We start from the raw sequence: 15,816 nt of genomic DNA on the forward strand, positions 1-15,816 counted from the left end.
TTCCTTTTTCTTCAAAAGTTTTTAAGGTTCGGTAAAGTGTAGTTCTGTCCGCTTTCGCGAAAGCGTTCTCAATGTCCGTTAATGCAACGGCAATTTCTTTCTCGGCCATATACTTATAAATCAAAATGCGCATAGCCGTAGGACGCACACTTTTGTTTTCCAATGTTTTTTCTATTTCTTTCATTATTTATTGAGATTCTTTTTTATGTTTTTTGCTTTGGTAAAGGCTTCCCAGCCTTCTTTTGCCGCGTAGGGAACTATCAACAATGCCGCGACAGGGTCTGCCCACCACCAGCCCAACCATTTCACGAGCAGCAGACCCAATAGAACTACCACGGTTTGGTACAGGCAGATAAAAGTGTCCTTGGCATCCGCTAACAGAGCGGGACTATCCAGTTTATTTCCATAGTTCCGTTTGTAGTAAATCAAAATGGGATTTACAACCAATGATACCATCAGTATCACAATGCCCACCGTTGACCAAGATGCCGTTTCTTGACTTATCAGTTTTGATATGGAATCATAGGATATAAAAGCACAGATGAGCGCAAAGGATATCGCAATGACGTAGAGCGTTATCATTTTTCTTTTCTCTACACGCCTCTCATCGATGCCCTTAATTTCGCCGTGCAATCGCCAGCCCAATGTTCCGGCACTTATCACCTCGATGGTACTGTCAAGTCCCCAGCCTATCAACGCCGAACTGTTTGCGGTAAATCCTGCGATTAGCGATACGACTACCTCTATAACATCATAGATGACATTCCAGATTTGAAGTGTACGTGCTTCTTTTAAATTTTGTTTTCTTTTTGTTTCCATAGGATTAGTGACTATGTTCCGCTTCGCCCTTTTTCATTTCAGCCATTAAATAATAAGCATTATTCAAAGCATATTTGACATTCGATTTTTGTTCTGTTAGAAAATCAATGGGAATCCATTCCCCATCTTGAGCCCCTTTTGTTACTTCATTAGGTGTAAAAGACCAGTCATCACCTTCCTTTACAACCGAAAACACAAGAAACCGGTTACCATCAGCGGCTATAGCGCTTTCGGGTATCGCCAATGTCTTGCTGTTGTCTGTTTGTATGCGCCCTTGGATATACATTCCGGGTATCAGGTTACCTTCCTTGTTCTCAATTTCTGCGTGAACGTGTATTGCTTTGGGATTCTGCTCAAAAGTTTTTCCTACGGAATAGATTTCAGCGGTCAGTTCCTTCCCAGGAATAGATTGAACATTGAAAGTCACTTTCTGGCCTTCCTTGACCTTATACACATCTTTTTCAAAGACCATCAAATCTGCGTGAACGTGGTGGGTGTCCACGATTTCCATTAGGTCGGTCTGGGGTTCTACATACTGCCCTGTTTTGACTTCTACCTTTTGTACAAATCCTTCGATGGGACTTCTGAGCGCCACACGTTGGTAAATCGTTCCGTTTCTTACGCCCGATGCACTAACATTTAGCTGTTGCAGTTGGGCTTCAAGACCTTTTGCCATACTTCGGGATGCTTGGTATTCGGCTTCTGCCTTTTGAAAATTGGCACCACTTCCTACACCTGCATCGTAGAGGGTTTTTTGTCGTTCAAATTCTTTCTTTAGAAATTGACTGTTACTGTATGCATTTAGGTAATCGGTTTGTTTCTGAATGATATTGGGGTGCGAGAGGTAAGCGACTGTTTGCCCTTTATTGACCTTATCACCCTCGATAACCTCTATGGAAACTACGTTTGCACCCACCACTGTTGTAATGGATGCTTCATTCTGTGGTGGAACTTCCAACTGACCATTGGCTTCCACATACCCGCTCATATTTCGCATTTGTAAGGTGTCGATTTCCATTTGTAATGCATCAAACTGTTTGGCAGTAAGCATCACTTCTTCAGCTTCGCCTTCTGTTTGGGCTTCTTCTGTTACAGAATTTCCCTCATTGTTTTCAGCTGACTCTGATTTAGAATCACCACAAGAGGTTAACCCTAAGAGCATAACCAATAAACCGATGACTGTATATTTAGATAGATTTTTCATTATTGTTTGAAATATTGTAGTTCGAAAACTGATTTTAGATAATTGTCGAGCGCGTCCAGCGCATCCATTTCTGTATTTATGGCATCCCGTATGATTTGCGTGAATGCTGCATAGTCTACCGCACCTTCCTTGTAGGCAAGTAGTGCGCCCTTGCGTTGTTCTTCAGCAAGGGGTAAGGCTTTATCCCTGTAAAATTGCCAAGATGTTTCCCACTTTTGATAGGACTGTACGGCCTGATGATATTCGGATTGCAATTGGCGTTGTGTATAATCGGCATTAGTCCTTGCGATTTCGCTATCGATTTTCGCGGCCTTCGCTTGACTACGTTCTGTACCTGAAAACAAGGGAATGGAAATACCAGCTTGATAACTGTAAAACCCACTATTGCCGTTTACTCTTTGAAGTCCGCCCTGAAGATTAAATTTAGGAAGCAAGTCAGCACGAGCTGCATCATAATTTGCCTCAGCTTCATCAATTTGCCTTTGCGAAAGTTTAAGTTCGGGATGATTTTCTACTATGGTGGGTATGCCCAATACGGCAACTTCACTTTCATCAAGCGATTTAGGAACAGTATAAAAAATGTCCGAGACCAGCCATAAGTTGAGTCTTTGTAAGGCAATAGCATAATCGCTTTCAGCCTGTTGCAATTTGTTACTGATTTGCAAGGCTTGATTGGTCGCTGATGAATATTCCAACCTTGAAATGGCTTCTACCTCATAATTAAGCGCAATGGCTTTTTCAAATTGTGAATAGATAGAATCCAGCTCTCTGTACAGTTCAAATTTCTGCCGTTGCTGATAAGCTTGCGACCACGCCTTTTTAACTTCCTGTTCTACTTGAAGTTCAGAAAGGTCAAGAGCTGTTTCGGCCAAAGCGATACGTTGCTTTTGCAGACGCTTTTTCGCACCTATGCCGAATAAGTTGATATTCTGTTGCCCTAAACCAACCAATGTATAAATCCCCTGACCATCCGAAATTTCCTCGCCACCTGTAAACACTTGAGTGTTTCCAAAATCGTAAGCTGTGCCTTTGAGAGCAGTTTGCCTTTGTATTTCCAACTGTTTCGTTTTCAAGAGCGGATAGTTTTCCTTAGAAATTGCTACCGCTTTTTCCAATGATATTACTGGCAGGGGATCATTCTGCTGCACCTGTTGTGCCTCAACAAAAGAGGATGAGAATAGCAAGCAGATTACCGCAGTTGCCGTAACGAATTTTGGATTGAATTTCATCTTACGTTCCGAACGTTTCTCGACCCACTGATAAAAAATAGGAAGGATAAAAAGTGTTAAGAGCGTCGAAGTTAGCAATCCACCAATTACAACTGTAGCTAATGGTCGCTGTACTTCAGCCCCTGCGGATGCTGAAATGGCCATAGGCAAAAAACCAAGAATATCGGTAAAGGCAGTAAGCATAATCGGGCGTATCCTGCGTTTTGTGCCTTCCACAATCCTGTCTTTTAAGTTTGTTACGCCTTCTTCCTTCAGTTCATTCAGACCGCTTATCATTACCAACCCGTTCAAAACAGCTACCCCAAAAAGCACAATAAAACCTACCCCTGCAGAAATGCTAAAGGGCATATCCCTGAGCCATAGTGCGAATACGCCGCCAATGGTCGCCATTGGGATGGCCAGATATATCATTAAGGTCTGCGGAAACGATTTTAAGGCAAAGTAAATCAGAATGAATATGAGCAATAACGCTATGGGTACGACAGTCTGTAACCTATTGCTGGCACGTTCGAGGTTTTCAAAAGCCCCACCATAACGAATGTAATATCCAGGTGGTAATTCAAATTGAGCATCTAATTTATCCTGAATTTCTTCGACTACCGATTTAACATCACGGTCACGGATATTGATACCTACATACGTTCGTCTGTTCGTATTGTCCCTGCTTATTTGCATTGGACCAGGTTCGTAGCTCACATTCGCAATTTCCCTTAACGGTATTTGTGAGCCATTGGGTAAATTGATAAATAGGTTTTGGATATCGTCAATACTCTGCCGATTTTCCTCTTGCAACCGTACCACCAAATCGAACCGTTTTTCGCCCTCAAAAATCACACCTGCCTTTCCACCTGCGAAAGCCGCTTGCACCACACTATTGAGTTGGTTGATTTCCAGACCGTATTGTGCCAGTTTATTGCGGTTGTAATCAATGGTTATTTGAGGTAATCCGTCAGTTGCCTCTACTTTCATATCCGCTACACCCGGAACGGTCGCAATGATTTTACCCATTTCTTCCGCCTTGCTTGCCAGAATGTCCAAATCTTCCCCAAAAAGTTTAATGGCAACATCTTCACGTACACCTGTAAGCAATTCATTAAAGCGCATTTCTATGGGTTGGGTAAATTCATAATTGACACCGGGAACTATGCTTATGGCTTCCTTCATTTTTTCGACCAATTCGTCTTTGCTCTCGGCAGATGTCCATTCATCAATTGGTTTTAAGATGACGAATACATCAGCAATATCCATTGGCATAGGGTCGGTAGGCACATCGGCCACACCGATTCGGCTGATGATAGTTTCTACTTCTGGAAATTCCGCTTTAACTATTCGCTCTATTTTTGTGGTTGTCTCTATGGTTTCCGAAAGGGAACTTCCGGGTTTTAGGATGGCGTGAAACGCAATATCACCTTCATCCAGCTGTGGGATGAATTCGCCGCCCATTCTGGTAAAGGCAAAAATGGCAACTGCAAAAAGGGCAATGGCGATACCTATAACCATCTTCCCTTTAGTGAGCGATTTGGTCAACAGCGGTTGGTATTTTCTTTCAATCCAATGGACAAACCTATCACCGTAAGACTTTTTTTCTGATTTTGGTGGTCTAAGGAATAATGCCGAAATCATTGGAACATAAGTCAAGCAAAGCAACATTGCGCCAACCATAGCAAAGATGAAGGTCAATGCCATAGGCTGAAACATCTTACCCTCAACACCTTCCAAAGCTAAAATTGGCAGGAAAACAATTAGAATGATGAGCTGGCCAAAGAAAGCGGCATTCATCATCTTTTTAGAAGCCTTTGCAGCGATTTCGTCCCTCGTTTCAGAACTCACGGCCTTCTTTTTAACAACATAAGAATACATTAGGAAAACAGTACTTTCCACAATGATGACAGCACCATCCACGATAATACCGAAATCAATCGCCCCTAAACTCATCAGGTTTGCCCACACGTCGAACACGTTCATCAGTATAAATGCGAACAACAGCGATAGGGGAATGGTGGATGCCACTATTAGACCACCGCGCCAATTCCCTAAGAGCAAGACTAGAACAAAAATCACGATAAGGCCACCTTCCAAAAGGTTTCCAGTTACCGTTCCGGTGGTTTCCGCAATCAATTCGCTACGGTCGAGAAAAGGCTTAATACTCACACCTTCCGGAAGGGATTGCTGAATCTGTTCCATCCGTTGGGTTACGTTTTCGATGACTTCGTTTGAATTTGCACCTTTGAGCATTAAAATCATTCCACCTACGGCTTCGCCTTTGCCATCTTTGGTCAGCGCACCGTAACGCACGGCACTTCCTATACTCACCTTACCAACATCTTTAATCTTGATAGGAATACCATTCACCGTCTTGACGACCATATTTTCAATATCCGATACAGTTCTGGCAAGTCCTTCGCCACGGATGAAATTAGCTTGATGATTTCGCTCGATATAGGCACCGCCCGTATTCTGATTATTGTTTTCCAAAGCCGAAAACACTTCAGATATTGTAATTCCGATGGCACGAAGCTCGTCAGGGTCAACGGCTACTTCGTATTGTTTTTTATTTCCACCAAAAGCATTTACTTCCACAACGCCAGTAACCATTGCCATTTGTCTGCGGACTATCCAGTCCTGAATCGTTCTCAGTTCCGTTGCAGAATATTCGCCCTGGTGCTCAGCATCGACTTCAAGGGTATATTGGTAGATTTCGCCCAGTCCCGTTGAAATGGGTCCCATTGCCGGTTCGCCAAAACCCATAGGGATTTGTTCCTGTACCTCTGTCAGTTTTTCTGCAACAAGCTGTCTGGGTAAATATGTTCCTACATCATCGTCGAATACAATGGTCACAACAGAAAGACCAAAGCGGGAAACCGAACGGATTTCCTTGACATTGGGCAAATTACTCATAGCCACCTCGACGGGATACGTCACAAATTGCTCGATATCTTCTGTTCCCAGATTGGGCGATTGTGTAATGACCTGTACCTGATTATTGGTAATATCTGGCACGGCATCAATAGGAACTTCGGTCATACTGTAAATGCCAGCACCAATTAATGCAAGCGTGAGCAGACCAATAATAAATTTGTTATTGATTGAAAAATCAATGATTTTATTAATCATAGATATGGGTGTTAATTCAGTTTAAGGTCTCTGTGAGCGCATTACAGAAATGCAACGCACTATTTTGACATATCCAAAATAAAGACACGTCAAAACAGGATATAGCTATCCTATGAAAACTGAATTATACCTGTGGTGGCTGTAAAAGGGAATGGGGAATATCTTTGCCAAGATTATCAAAATGGGCAAAAAATTCGTTTGGAATTGCAGGCTGTAGCGTTTCAAAAGCAACAAGCCCAAAATTTATGGTGTGAACGTGGCAGCAATGACATTGGCAGAAAGGCGAGCATAACTCGCAATCCTGGTCGTGTTCGCCATCAAAATCGATTACTGTAACAACTTGGGAATCAATTTCGTTATTCGCCGAGTCGCTGCAAGGCACAACATTAAGTGCCAAGAAGTAAAAGGATAATATGATTGCTAAAAATTTCACAATACAAAGATAACAGAATTTTGCTGCAACTGTGTTGCAAAGTATTATACTCAACTATTTCATCCTATTTTTTAGTTTCAGCTAAGTGGCAATCTTTGAAAGCTTTACCACTTTTACAAGGGCAAGGGTCATCTGGCGACATAAACATTTCTTTAACCACAAAATCTGCTTCCCCTTCAAATTTTCCTTCTTTACCAGTTTTGGCAATATTTAGTATTTCTTCTAACTCGGCTTCTTTTCTTTTTAGTTCGGCGGCTGAAGGTTTAAGTCTTCGCGTAAGTCTCATATCAAATACACTATCCCAAATTCGATACGTTTCTGAGTCTTTAACGGGTGGCTCATCAAATACCTCACCATCTTTATTCAACGCTTTAAACTTTTTGAAATCCTCTTTTAGATTTGGTAACGTGATAAAAAAGGTGTCTTTTGGCTCAACAGCAAAAAACAACCTTCTTAAAAATTTGTCGTGAGTACTAAATACTCTCGCAAACGGTGCATAAAACAAGTATTCTAAATCCAAAAGATTTGTCAATCGCTCACCAAACAAAGAATTATTGATTCCTATAAAATATAAGCAGACTATTTCGTAACAATACATTGCATAGTCTGCCATACTTTTTAAATCCGGATGTGATTCATTTTTCCATCTTGATTCAATCGTAGTGCGCAAATCTGGATTTATCTCAAAATAATCCATTACGAGGTTTAATGTGTCTATTGGTTCAATTTCAACATAAAGGCGTTCGCGCAGTCGTTCTTTCAGATTAAGAAACTTTTCTTCATTAGAAGCTTTATGGCCTTTTATTTTAATGTCTTTGAGATGGTCGAATTTGGTTTTGAATGTTTTTACTACACTTTCATCTTTGGATTCGGTGCGCCATACATCAGCTATGATTTCATCCATTGTGTCAAACTCGCCTTTTTTCCATCGTTTTATAGAAAGTTCTTCTTCCGTTTCCTCAAAAGTCATCCCCTTTTTGGTAGGTGTATTTATTGATTTTTTAGCTTCTAAAAACGGTCTGTTATCAGCAGTTGTAAATTCGCCAGTTAGAGATTTTTCGACCAGTACTTTGTAATTCATATTTACATAAGCATTGTACGGAAACATTTTTTTAGCTAAGTCCGTAACTTGGTCTTTAGGTAGTTTTCTATCATCTTCTTCCTCTTTCGCAAGATTGCCCAAAATCTCTGAAACCAACAAGGGTGTAACATTCACGATATAATATTTGTGAAGTTCAATTATATCTTCATAGTTGAGTCCTTGAAATGTTGATTTATCGAGTACTATTGGTATTGACATCTATTATCGGTTATGTTTTAATCACGTACAAAGTAGTCAATTTTTGCGATTATGAATTTGAACAGAATTATATATAAACACCTGGTATATATGTTTTAGGCGTCAAAAAAGGTATGGTCAATCTCGCCTGAACAGTTTGATTGAAAACATAATTTTTAAAATCCGTAATTTCAAAAAAATCATCACGGGTAGGTTCAGAATCTAAAGCATAAACCAAACCAAATGGCGGATAGGTAATCTCGCCAAGAGTGTGAAACCCTTTTTCCGTTCTTGCCATTCCCCAACCATTTCTGACTTGCTTTGTAGCAGTATGATATACAAAAACCCTTATATTTTCTGGAAGTGCCTGGGAATCTTTATCCAATAGAAATTTTGATAGCCTTTCTAAATTTAGAAGTTGGTCACTTGTATCAATCGACATAAACATAGACAAGACTTGCTTTAGTATGTTGAGAGGTTGAATGGCGTATTCAAAAGTTATAACCTTTGATGCCCAAATTAGATTTGTCAGGGCCATCATTCCCATATATGCAAACTTCTTATAGCTTTCGCCGTAGTAACTGCCCGTTAAGTTGTTGCAGGATTTGCAAAGATAATAGCCGCCAGCACCTTGATTACTGCGAATGCGCTTTCCATACAAGGGACTTTTCTTATCGTGAAGATGTACTGATTTCTGAAAAAATACGGGGTCAGTGTTGAACGCACTCTGAGGCGGAACGTGCTCGAACGTTAGTTTGCCAAATTTGGCGCATATTCTGCAAGTACCTTCGCGTGTCAAGTAAGGCTTTGTATTTTTTCGGTTAGACCTTCGTCTTGTTCTTTAGTTACAGCTTCACGTTCAACACGCAGTCCTAAGCCCTTGGTCTGATTAATATGGTTTGAAGTAAATTGATTTACGTGTGTATAGATGATACCTATATCACTATCTAACTGACTGTCCCAATCAAATCCATAAAGTTCATCCAACCATTCAGTCGGTGTACTTCTAAACATTACATTCGGGTTTTTATAATGGCGCCCATCGTCCAATAGTATGACCATAAGATAGACCCGACTAAATCCAATTTCAGCATATCCATTAGCCTGTTTGCTTCCTTTTTTCTGAACACTATTTATCTTATTTATTTTAGGCGATTGGTCTTCTAAAGATGCTGACTTTACAATTTTACATTCTATACCGATGGTATTTTCTGGTTTCCCATCTTCAAAAAGAAGAATATCAATATCGCCAGGCATTTTATTAGGTACTGTGATGGGCTCTTTAATACCGCAATGGTATTTTACAGAATTGGATGCGGGAAATAAGTTTTTAAATAACATTCTTCGAAAATCGTTATTGTCCATAAGCCAATTAACGGTCTCATCTTCGCTCTCAAAAGTTCGTGTTACACTAACATCTGGCTTAGGATTGTTTACGAAAAAGGAAATAGTCGATTTACCATCAATGCGCTGTCTGTCCGAAAACATAAATTGCGTTACCTCATATTCAGGTTGTTTATTTTTCTGAAATAGTTTTTTGAGTTTGTTCCTGAATCTTGCAAATAACTTCATAGATTAAAATGGCAATACCTGATTCGTAAATTCTTTGAATATCTCGCTGGCTAATGCTTTATCTAAGGCTTTGGCAGTTACCAAATCGTACAACTTGGATTTTAATAGTTGACCGAAAGATTTTTTACTCAGCTTTGGAATATCATCCCTCAGCTCATCAAATTCATCAAAGATGATTTGTTGACCCATCCCCAATTTCTTGACTTCTTTTAGAACACTTTCTATAAGTGCTTTCAGCTCTTCGTCAGAACTACTAATTTTTGAGTAGTCTGTAACTTGGGCTTTTCTTGCCTGCTCTATGGCATATTTTCCTTCCAATGTGAGTTTTGCATTGACGTCCTTACCATTAAGACATTATATTAGATTTCGGTTTTCAAGCATTCTTCCAAAGTCCCAATCTTCACTATGGCCGCACAGTTCAATACCATTGCCTTCAAGAATCCATTTAATGGAATGGTACTTTCTATCGTCATACAGGTCGTAAAGTTTGGAAAGAATAAAGTCGAGCTTGCCTTCCGTATCAAGGGTTTTTCGCTCTTCTAAATCAATTTCATCGGCACGAATTATAGCATCAGAAATGAAGAGTATTTTTAGGTAATATTCGAGGCCATTGATTTCATCTTTTAGAGCTTGGATGACATTTTTAATTTTTTGGTCAATGCCTAACTTCATTCCCAGATTATAGCCTCTCTGGGCTTTGAATTCATAAACGAAATTAATGTGTTCTGGTTCAAAGGATTTTTTAACAAATTCTATCACATTATTTTCCCAAGACTGCTTTGAAGCTTTTAACTCGGCAAATTCTTCTTCAGTTCTTGAAGATTTATATTTTTCAACCAAAACTTCGCCCTCAGATATGTATTTATCGATTCGACTTTTGAAATCTATCCATTTGACCTTTAAAACCATAAGCAAAAATTTTAGCTTATAAAGGTAGAGGAATGAAATCCTAAAATGTTAAAATTATTATGGAAGATGTTCACAGCTGGCAAACATTTTGCTTAAAAATTTACTACACTGTCCAAAGCATCATCGGCATCTTTGTGGATAAAATTTGCTTGGTATCTTATCGTTGTAGTTACAGAAGAGTGGCGATATAATTTTTGCAACATCTGGATTGGGATTTTGTCACCAGAAATATTTCCAAAGCTATGCCGAGCAATATGCATACTTATATTTTTCTGTATTCCGAGGCTTTTTGCTGCAATTTTTAATCGTCTGTTCAAATTGCGGGTAATGGATTGGGTTCTTTTTGATACTTCCTCGGTGTTATTTAGATTTATACCTTTCAGTTGAGGAAACACGAGGCCATTATAATTTGAGTTTTCCTTGTAATGATTGAAAATCTCGATGGCTTTATCAGGAATTTTGAGTGAAACCAGTTTACTGTTTTTGTTCATTCGGTAGAGTAGGCGCCCATCATTAAAATCTGACCACTTTAATTTTAAAACATCGCCAACGCGTATTCCAGCAAAGTAAAAACTGACAAGCCATATGTGAACGGCTTTCTGTTGGGCTTCAGTTAAACCCTCTGCATTCTCTAACTTTTGTATTTCATCAGCGCTAAATCCTATTTTTTGAGCATCTGGAATTCTGATTGTCATTTTACCTTTTCCAAATGGGTATAGTCCTCTGTCTGCAATCGATTCAGAAATTGCAAGATTGAATATCGTTCTGATAAGGATTAAATAATTCACGACAGTTCTGGGTGCAAGTTTTTTCTTGTGAAGTAGAAAGGTTTCAAACTTTTTAAGAACCGTTGCATTAAGTTTATTAAATGGAAGAATATCCTTATTAAGAAATTCCTTGAACTTTTTTATTCGCCCAAGTTCAGTGTCATACTGGTGATGTTTATTTCTGTTTTTTAAGTTTTGAAGGTGCATTTCTGCTACTGCAAAAAAATCAAGTCCCTTTGTAGCAATAATTTTAGTTTTTATATCCGATACGGTTTGATACTCTGGATTCATTTCAGATTTTAAAACCTTATCGTTGGCTTCTGCAACCTTGGTTGAAATAAAATTATTCAGCATCTTTGAATTAGGGTGCGACTTCCTAACATTGCGGTTTTTCTCGTCCCAAAATTTTTCATCTATATATTGACCTGTATTTAGGTAAGAACTTTTACGGTCTTTAGTTATGCGAATAGCAATAGGAAACCTTCCGGCTTTATTTTTCTTTTTTCTTAAAACCACTCTTACTGTTGCCATAATAATTACTTTTGGATTATAAAGATAATCATTTTAGGTACAACATAGGTACAACATTTGTTAGTTTTGTTTGATGTTATTTGCTGTCAAAATATATTAAATCATATATAAAACATTGATTTATAGTGTTTTTAAGTTAAATTGATATTATAGTATCAAAAACTCATAACCCGAAGGTCACTGGTTCGAGTCCAGTTCCCGCTACTACAAAAAAACCTTCAGTTATCGCTGAAGGTTTTTTTATTTTATAGAGTTTTGAGTGTGGTCTCTGATTCCCCGAGACTTCGGGGCAGTTCCCGCTACTAGCAAAAAGGCTTCACAATTATGTGAAGCCCTTTTTTTTATAGACTTTTTTACAAGCTTTCAGAATACCGGATTGCTTCTTTTTTTAAAGCTTTTGCCATTTGGGCGAAAAGTAGGTCGAACGGCCTCCCACTTTTATTTTTTCGATTTCTACACCGGTGTGGTAGCAGGTCGCGCCTTCTTTTCGGTTGTGAATTAAAAAGTCTTCCGGAAAGTCTGCGTAGTGGGCATCGTGTTCTATAGCCGTCTCGATGATGTGCTTCATCGCATCGTAGATGCTTTTGATTTGAGCTTCTGTTAGATCCTTAACTTTGTGTTTGGGATGCATTTGCGCCTGATACAGGATTTCATCAGCCATCCAATTGCCTACCCCTGCGCTCACACTTTGATCAAGAAGTACCTTCTTTATATCGGTTTTTCGGGTAGCAAGAGCCTCTTTAAATTCCTCAAGACTCAATTCTCGGGCGTCTTTACTCAAATTTGTTTCTTTGCGATAGTCTTCAATGTCGTCGACAAGTTCCCACCAACCAAATTTCCGTTTGTTTTCAAAGGCTAAATGAAAGCCGTTTTCAAAGGTGAGAACAATATGCCCAAATCGGGGTCGGTCGTCCGGATCTTTATAATAATTAGGTCTTCCGGTCATGCCAAAGTGCATGATCAGAATTTTTGGTCCGGTGGTTTTTAGAAATAAATACTTGCCTATACGTACGGTTTCGGTTAAGCTTTCGCCCAAAAGCGCGTTTTCAAAATCTACTAAAGGTTTTTTCAACAGGCGTTTATCGCGGCAATCTAGAGCAGTGATTTTTTTGTGCAGACTGGTACTGTCTATGTAGACTTTGTAACCGTGTACTTCGGGTAATTCAGGCATAATCAAAAAAGGGTTTAACTAAAAACCCCCGTAAGCTTAGTACGGGGGTAGTTTTATTATTTGAATCCGATTTCTTCGAGCGCTTTGTGGCTTATTTTAATCGCTTCAAGCGGCGTGTGGTTAAAGGTCATATCCTGCTCTACAAAATAGTATTGCATTCCGGATGCCTCCTTTTCTGCCAGAATACGGGCAAAATCAATACTGCCTTCACCAACCGGGGCAAAGCGTCCCTCTGCATCCATATCCTTTACGTGCCAAAGCTTGAATCTGCCGGGGTATTTCTCAAAATAGGCGATGGGGTCTGCGCCGGCTTTGGTTACCCAAAACAAATCCATCTGAAAGTTTACCAGCTCAGGATTGGTGTTCTCAAGCATATAGTCAATAGGTGTAACCCCATCAGCATTGGGCTTGTATTCAAAGTCGTGATTGTGATAAAGCAACTGTAAACCGGCTGCCTTGCATTTTTCACCAAGTGTATTCAGGATTGAAGTCAATTCTTCAACAGTACCGGTCATTCCCATTGTTTGGGTTTCGGCATCGTAGGTAAACATCCCCATTGGAGGTACCGGGACCACAAAATAGGTAAAGCCTGCGGCTTTTACATCAGCGATCATTTGGTCTGCATTATCAAGCGTAACACTTCCCTGATGGGTGCTAATAGGTTTTAAATTGACCTCCTCGAGATAGGCTGCAAAATCAGCCGGACTCATTCCATAAAACATGCCTTCGTTGTAACCAGCAGCTTCAATGTTTAGGTATCCATCTTCGGCAACAGTTTTGAGTGTGGTTTTGGCATCTTCACCCATCGCGTCACGCACGGTGTACAGGGCGAGTCCGCCAAACTGAGCAGTTGGTGTTTCAAGGGTGTCAGCAGCAACAGTACCGTCTGTCTGCTGGTCTTTTTTCTTTTCTCCGCAAGAGACAAGCGCAATTGAGGTTAAAAGAAACGCCAGAACAAAGTGGCGGGCGTGTAAACTTATAGGGTTGTTCATATCAGATAAATTTTAGTAAGACCTTAAAAATAGTCAATTTCATCAAAGCCACTTTGAAAGAATCTGAATTTAGTGAAGTGAATATTTCAGATTTTTCTGCTTTAAAAAGTTTGAGAATAATGTCAGACTTGATTAGCTTTGCCCACCTTGGGACATTAACTCAGTTGGTTCAGAGTGTCACGTCGACAACGTGGAAGTCACTGGTTCGAATCCAGTATGTCCCACCAAAAAAAGCGGTACTGAATTTCAGTACCGCTTTTTGATTTTAAGTGCATTAACAAGGAATTAACGCATTTTGCATCAAATATACCCGACATCGGGTATTTACATCAGAGGTAATTGCTTGTACATTTACAATGTGAACAAAGTCATGGGTGAAATAATGACTAAAGGGGTTAAATTTAATTATTTGACCGTTTACAATGAGTCTATAAGGAATAGGGGCCTTATAGGCTCATTTTATTTCCAGTAGATTCAGGATTCGTTCAAGAGCCATTCCGCGAGAACCTTTTACTAAAGTCGTAGCGTCACTTAGCTTAGACTGTACGGCTTCGGGCAGGCCTTTTTCCAGTAATTCTTCCGTAGACTTAAAGCATAATGCTTCATTTTGGGTCTTGCTAAAATTAGCGCCAACCAGAATTATTTGATCAATATTGAATTGTTCCGCAAGGTTTGCGATAAACTGATGCTCTGCCGCAGCTGCTTCCCCCAATTCAAACATATCGCCCAGAATAGCCAGTCTATAGCTGGAATGTGTGGTGGCAAGATTGCGCAGGGCCGCTTCCATACTACTGGGGTTGGCATTATACGCATCAAGAATAATCGTCTGATTCTTATTCTTAATAAGTTGTGAGCGGTTGTTTGAAGGAATGTAACTTTCAAGCGCTTCTTTAATGGCGGAAGACTCGATTTTAAATAAACTGCCAAAGGCTGCCGCAGCCGCAAGATTAACCTCGTTATACTGACCTATCAGATTGCTTTCAACAATTGTATCTCCAAATTTGATATGGGCGAAAGGTTCTGCCAGCGCGTAGGTTATTGCCAGATCCGCTTCGGGGATTTTGCCAAACGTATAGGTGTGCGTACTGCCTACTCGTTTATGCTGAATGGGATCGTCAAGGTTTAAAATAAGTGAACCTTTGTGACCTATAAGATGCAGGTACAATTCGCTTTTTCCCTTGATTACTCCCTCAACACCCCCAAAGCCTTCCAGATGCGCCTTACCAAAATTAGTGATGTATCCATAATCAGGAGTGGCAATTTCACACAGACTTTGTATTTCGCCCTGATGATTAGCGCCCATCTCAACAATTCCAAGTTCGGTATCTGAAGACATGGACAAAAGGGTAAGTGGTACGCCTATATGGTTGTTGAGGTTGCCTTGTGTGGCAACTGTTTTAAACTTTTTAGAAAGTACGGCGTTAATCAGTTCTTTGGTGGTGGTTTTGCCATTGCTACCGGTTAGGGCTACAATGGGTATGTTCAAATATTTTCTGTGTGTGTAAGCCAGTTCCTGAAGCGTTTTCAAGACGTCTTTTACCAGAATGATTCGGTCTGTTGTAGCATATTCACTTTCGTCTACAACGGCTAGTTTAGCGCCTTTATTCAAGGCTTCCTGAGCAAAGCTGTTGCCGTTAAAGTTTTCGCCCTTAAGCGCAAAAAACAAAGAGTCTTTTTTGATTTTGCGGGTATCTGTGCTTACGCCGCTGCTTTCTAAAAACTGTTTATGAATTTCCTGAATGTTCATAGCTGTGCATAAAAAACGCCCTATGCTTTGCAGGCAGAGGGCGTTGAAT

Annotated in this window: 13 protein-coding genes, 1 tRNA gene and 1 pseudogene; 1 reads left to right on the plus strand and 14 read right to left on the minus strand. The window is 39.9% G+C overall.

Annotation, left to right across the window (positions count from 1 at the left end):
- From CJ305_RS08820 to CJ305_RS08875, 13 genes and pseudogenes are all read right to left on the minus strand, one after another.
- Positions 1-184: pseudogene (locus CJ305_RS08820) on the minus strand (transcriptional repressor); the annotation flags it as partial.
- The gene (locus CJ305_RS08825; RefSeq protein ID WP_099645912.1) at positions 184-819 is read right to left on the minus strand and encodes a cation diffusion facilitator family transporter; all 636 of its coding nucleotides are present in this window, start codon (positions 817-819) and stop codon (positions 184-186) included. The gene CJ305_RS08825 and the pseudogene CJ305_RS08820, both read right to left, overlap by 1 nt.
- A 4-nt stretch (positions 820-823) precedes the next feature.
- Positions 824-2,023, minus strand: a complete 1,200-nt coding sequence (locus CJ305_RS08830; RefSeq protein WP_099645913.1) for an efflux RND transporter periplasmic adaptor subunit — start codon at positions 2,021-2,023, stop codon at positions 824-826.
- The gene (locus CJ305_RS08835) at positions 2,023-6,366 is read right to left on the minus strand and encodes a CusA/CzcA family heavy metal efflux RND transporter (protein WP_099645914.1); all 4,344 of its coding nucleotides are present in this window, start codon (positions 6,364-6,366) and stop codon (positions 2,023-2,025) included. Before CJ305_RS08835 ends, CJ305_RS08830 begins: the two co-directional genes overlap by 1 nt.
- A gap of 124 nt (positions 6,367-6,490) precedes the next feature.
- Positions 6,491-6,853: a DUF6660 family protein gene (locus CJ305_RS08840; RefSeq protein ID WP_223248840.1), complete on the minus strand. Its 363-nt coding sequence runs from the start codon at positions 6,851-6,853 to the stop codon at positions 6,491-6,493.
- Positions 6,854-6,863: 10 nt separating this feature from the next.
- Positions 6,864-8,099, minus strand: coding sequence for an SEC-C metal-binding domain-containing protein (locus CJ305_RS08845; protein ID WP_099645915.1), 1,236 nt, complete (start codon positions 8,097-8,099; stop codon positions 6,864-6,866).
- Between the two features lie 67 nt (positions 8,100-8,166).
- Entirely contained in the window at positions 8,167-8,739 is a 573-nt protein-coding gene (locus tag CJ305_RS08850; RefSeq protein ID WP_223248841.1) for a hypothetical protein, read from the minus strand.
- Positions 8,740-8,873: 134 nt separating this feature from the next.
- A complete protein-coding gene (locus CJ305_RS08855; protein ID WP_099645917.1) occupies positions 8,874-9,650 on the minus strand; it encodes a hypothetical protein in 777 nt (258 codons plus the stop codon).
- Between the two features lie 3 nt (positions 9,651-9,653).
- Positions 9,654-9,968, minus strand: a complete 315-nt coding sequence (locus CJ305_RS19615) for a hypothetical protein (protein WP_223248842.1) — start codon at positions 9,966-9,968, stop codon at positions 9,654-9,656.
- A gap of 36 nt (positions 9,969-10,004) precedes the next feature.
- Positions 10,005-10,559 carry a hypothetical protein gene (locus CJ305_RS19620; protein WP_223248843.1) on the minus strand — a complete coding sequence of 185 codons (555 nt, stop codon included), beginning with the start codon at positions 10,557-10,559 and terminating at the stop codon, positions 10,005-10,007.
- A gap of 92 nt (positions 10,560-10,651) precedes the next feature.
- Positions 10,652-11,857, minus strand: a complete 1,206-nt coding sequence (locus tag CJ305_RS08865) for a site-specific integrase (protein WP_099645918.1) — start codon at positions 11,855-11,857, stop codon at positions 10,652-10,654.
- Positions 11,858-12,245: 388 nt separating this feature from the next.
- A complete protein-coding gene (locus CJ305_RS08870) occupies positions 12,246-13,028 on the minus strand; it encodes an Fpg/Nei family DNA glycosylase (protein WP_099645919.1) in 783 nt (260 codons plus the stop codon).
- 56 nt (positions 13,029-13,084) lie between these two features.
- Entirely contained in the window at positions 13,085-14,020 is a 936-nt protein-coding gene (locus tag CJ305_RS08875; RefSeq protein WP_099645920.1) for a sugar phosphate isomerase/epimerase family protein, read from the minus strand.
- A gap of 149 nt (positions 14,021-14,169) precedes the next feature.
- Between CJ305_RS08875 and CJ305_RS08880 the strand changes: the two genes are divergently transcribed.
- Positions 14,170-14,247 (plus strand) — tRNA-Val (locus CJ305_RS08880).
- 227 nt (positions 14,248-14,474) lie between these two features.
- Here the strand turns inward: CJ305_RS08880 and CJ305_RS08885 are convergent.
- Positions 14,475-15,767 (minus strand): UDP-N-acetylmuramoyl-tripeptide--D-alanyl-D-alanine ligase, encoded by a 1,293-nt coding sequence (locus tag CJ305_RS08885; protein WP_099645921.1) that lies wholly within the window; start codon positions 15,765-15,767, stop codon positions 14,475-14,477.
- Positions 15,768-15,816 lie beyond the last annotated feature (49 nt).

The organism is Leeuwenhoekiella nanhaiensis, assembly GCF_002744755.1.
GTDB classification, from domain to species: domain Bacteria; phylum Bacteroidota; class Bacteroidia; order Flavobacteriales; family Flavobacteriaceae; genus Leeuwenhoekiella; species Leeuwenhoekiella nanhaiensis.

Coding starts and splice junctions, on each gene's coding strand:
- CJ305_RS08825 (WP_099645912.1), bottom strand. CDS start 819: ATGGAAACAAAAAGAAAACAAAATTTAAAAGAAGCACGTACACTTCAA.
- CJ305_RS08830 (WP_099645913.1), bottom strand. CDS start 2,023: ATGAAAAATCTATCTAAATATACAGTCATCGGTTTATTGGTTATGCTC.
- CJ305_RS08835 (WP_099645914.1), bottom strand. CDS start 6,366: ATGATTAATAAAATCATTGATTTTTCAATCAATAACAAATTTATTATT.
- CJ305_RS08845 (WP_099645915.1), bottom strand. CDS start 8,099: ATGTCAATACCAATAGTACTCGATAAATCAACATTTCAAGGACTCAAC.
- CJ305_RS08855 (WP_099645917.1), bottom strand. CDS start 9,650: ATGAAGTTATTTGCAAGATTCAGGAACAAACTCAAAAAACTATTTCAG.
- CJ305_RS19620 (WP_223248843.1), bottom strand. CDS start 10,559: ATGGTTTTAAAGGTCAAATGGATAGATTTCAAAAGTCGAATCGATAAA.
- CJ305_RS08865 (WP_099645918.1), bottom strand. CDS start 11,857: ATGGCAACAGTAAGAGTGGTTTTAAGAAAAAAGAAAAATAAAGCCGGA.
- CJ305_RS08870 (WP_099645919.1), bottom strand. CDS start 13,028: ATGCCTGAATTACCCGAAGTACACGGTTACAAAGTCTACATAGACAGT.
- CJ305_RS08875 (WP_099645920.1), bottom strand. CDS start 14,020: ATGAACAACCCTATAAGTTTACACGCCCGCCACTTTGTTCTGGCGTTT.
- CJ305_RS08885 (WP_099645921.1), bottom strand. CDS start 15,767: ATGAACATTCAGGAAATTCATAAACAGTTTTTAGAAAGCAGCGGCGTA.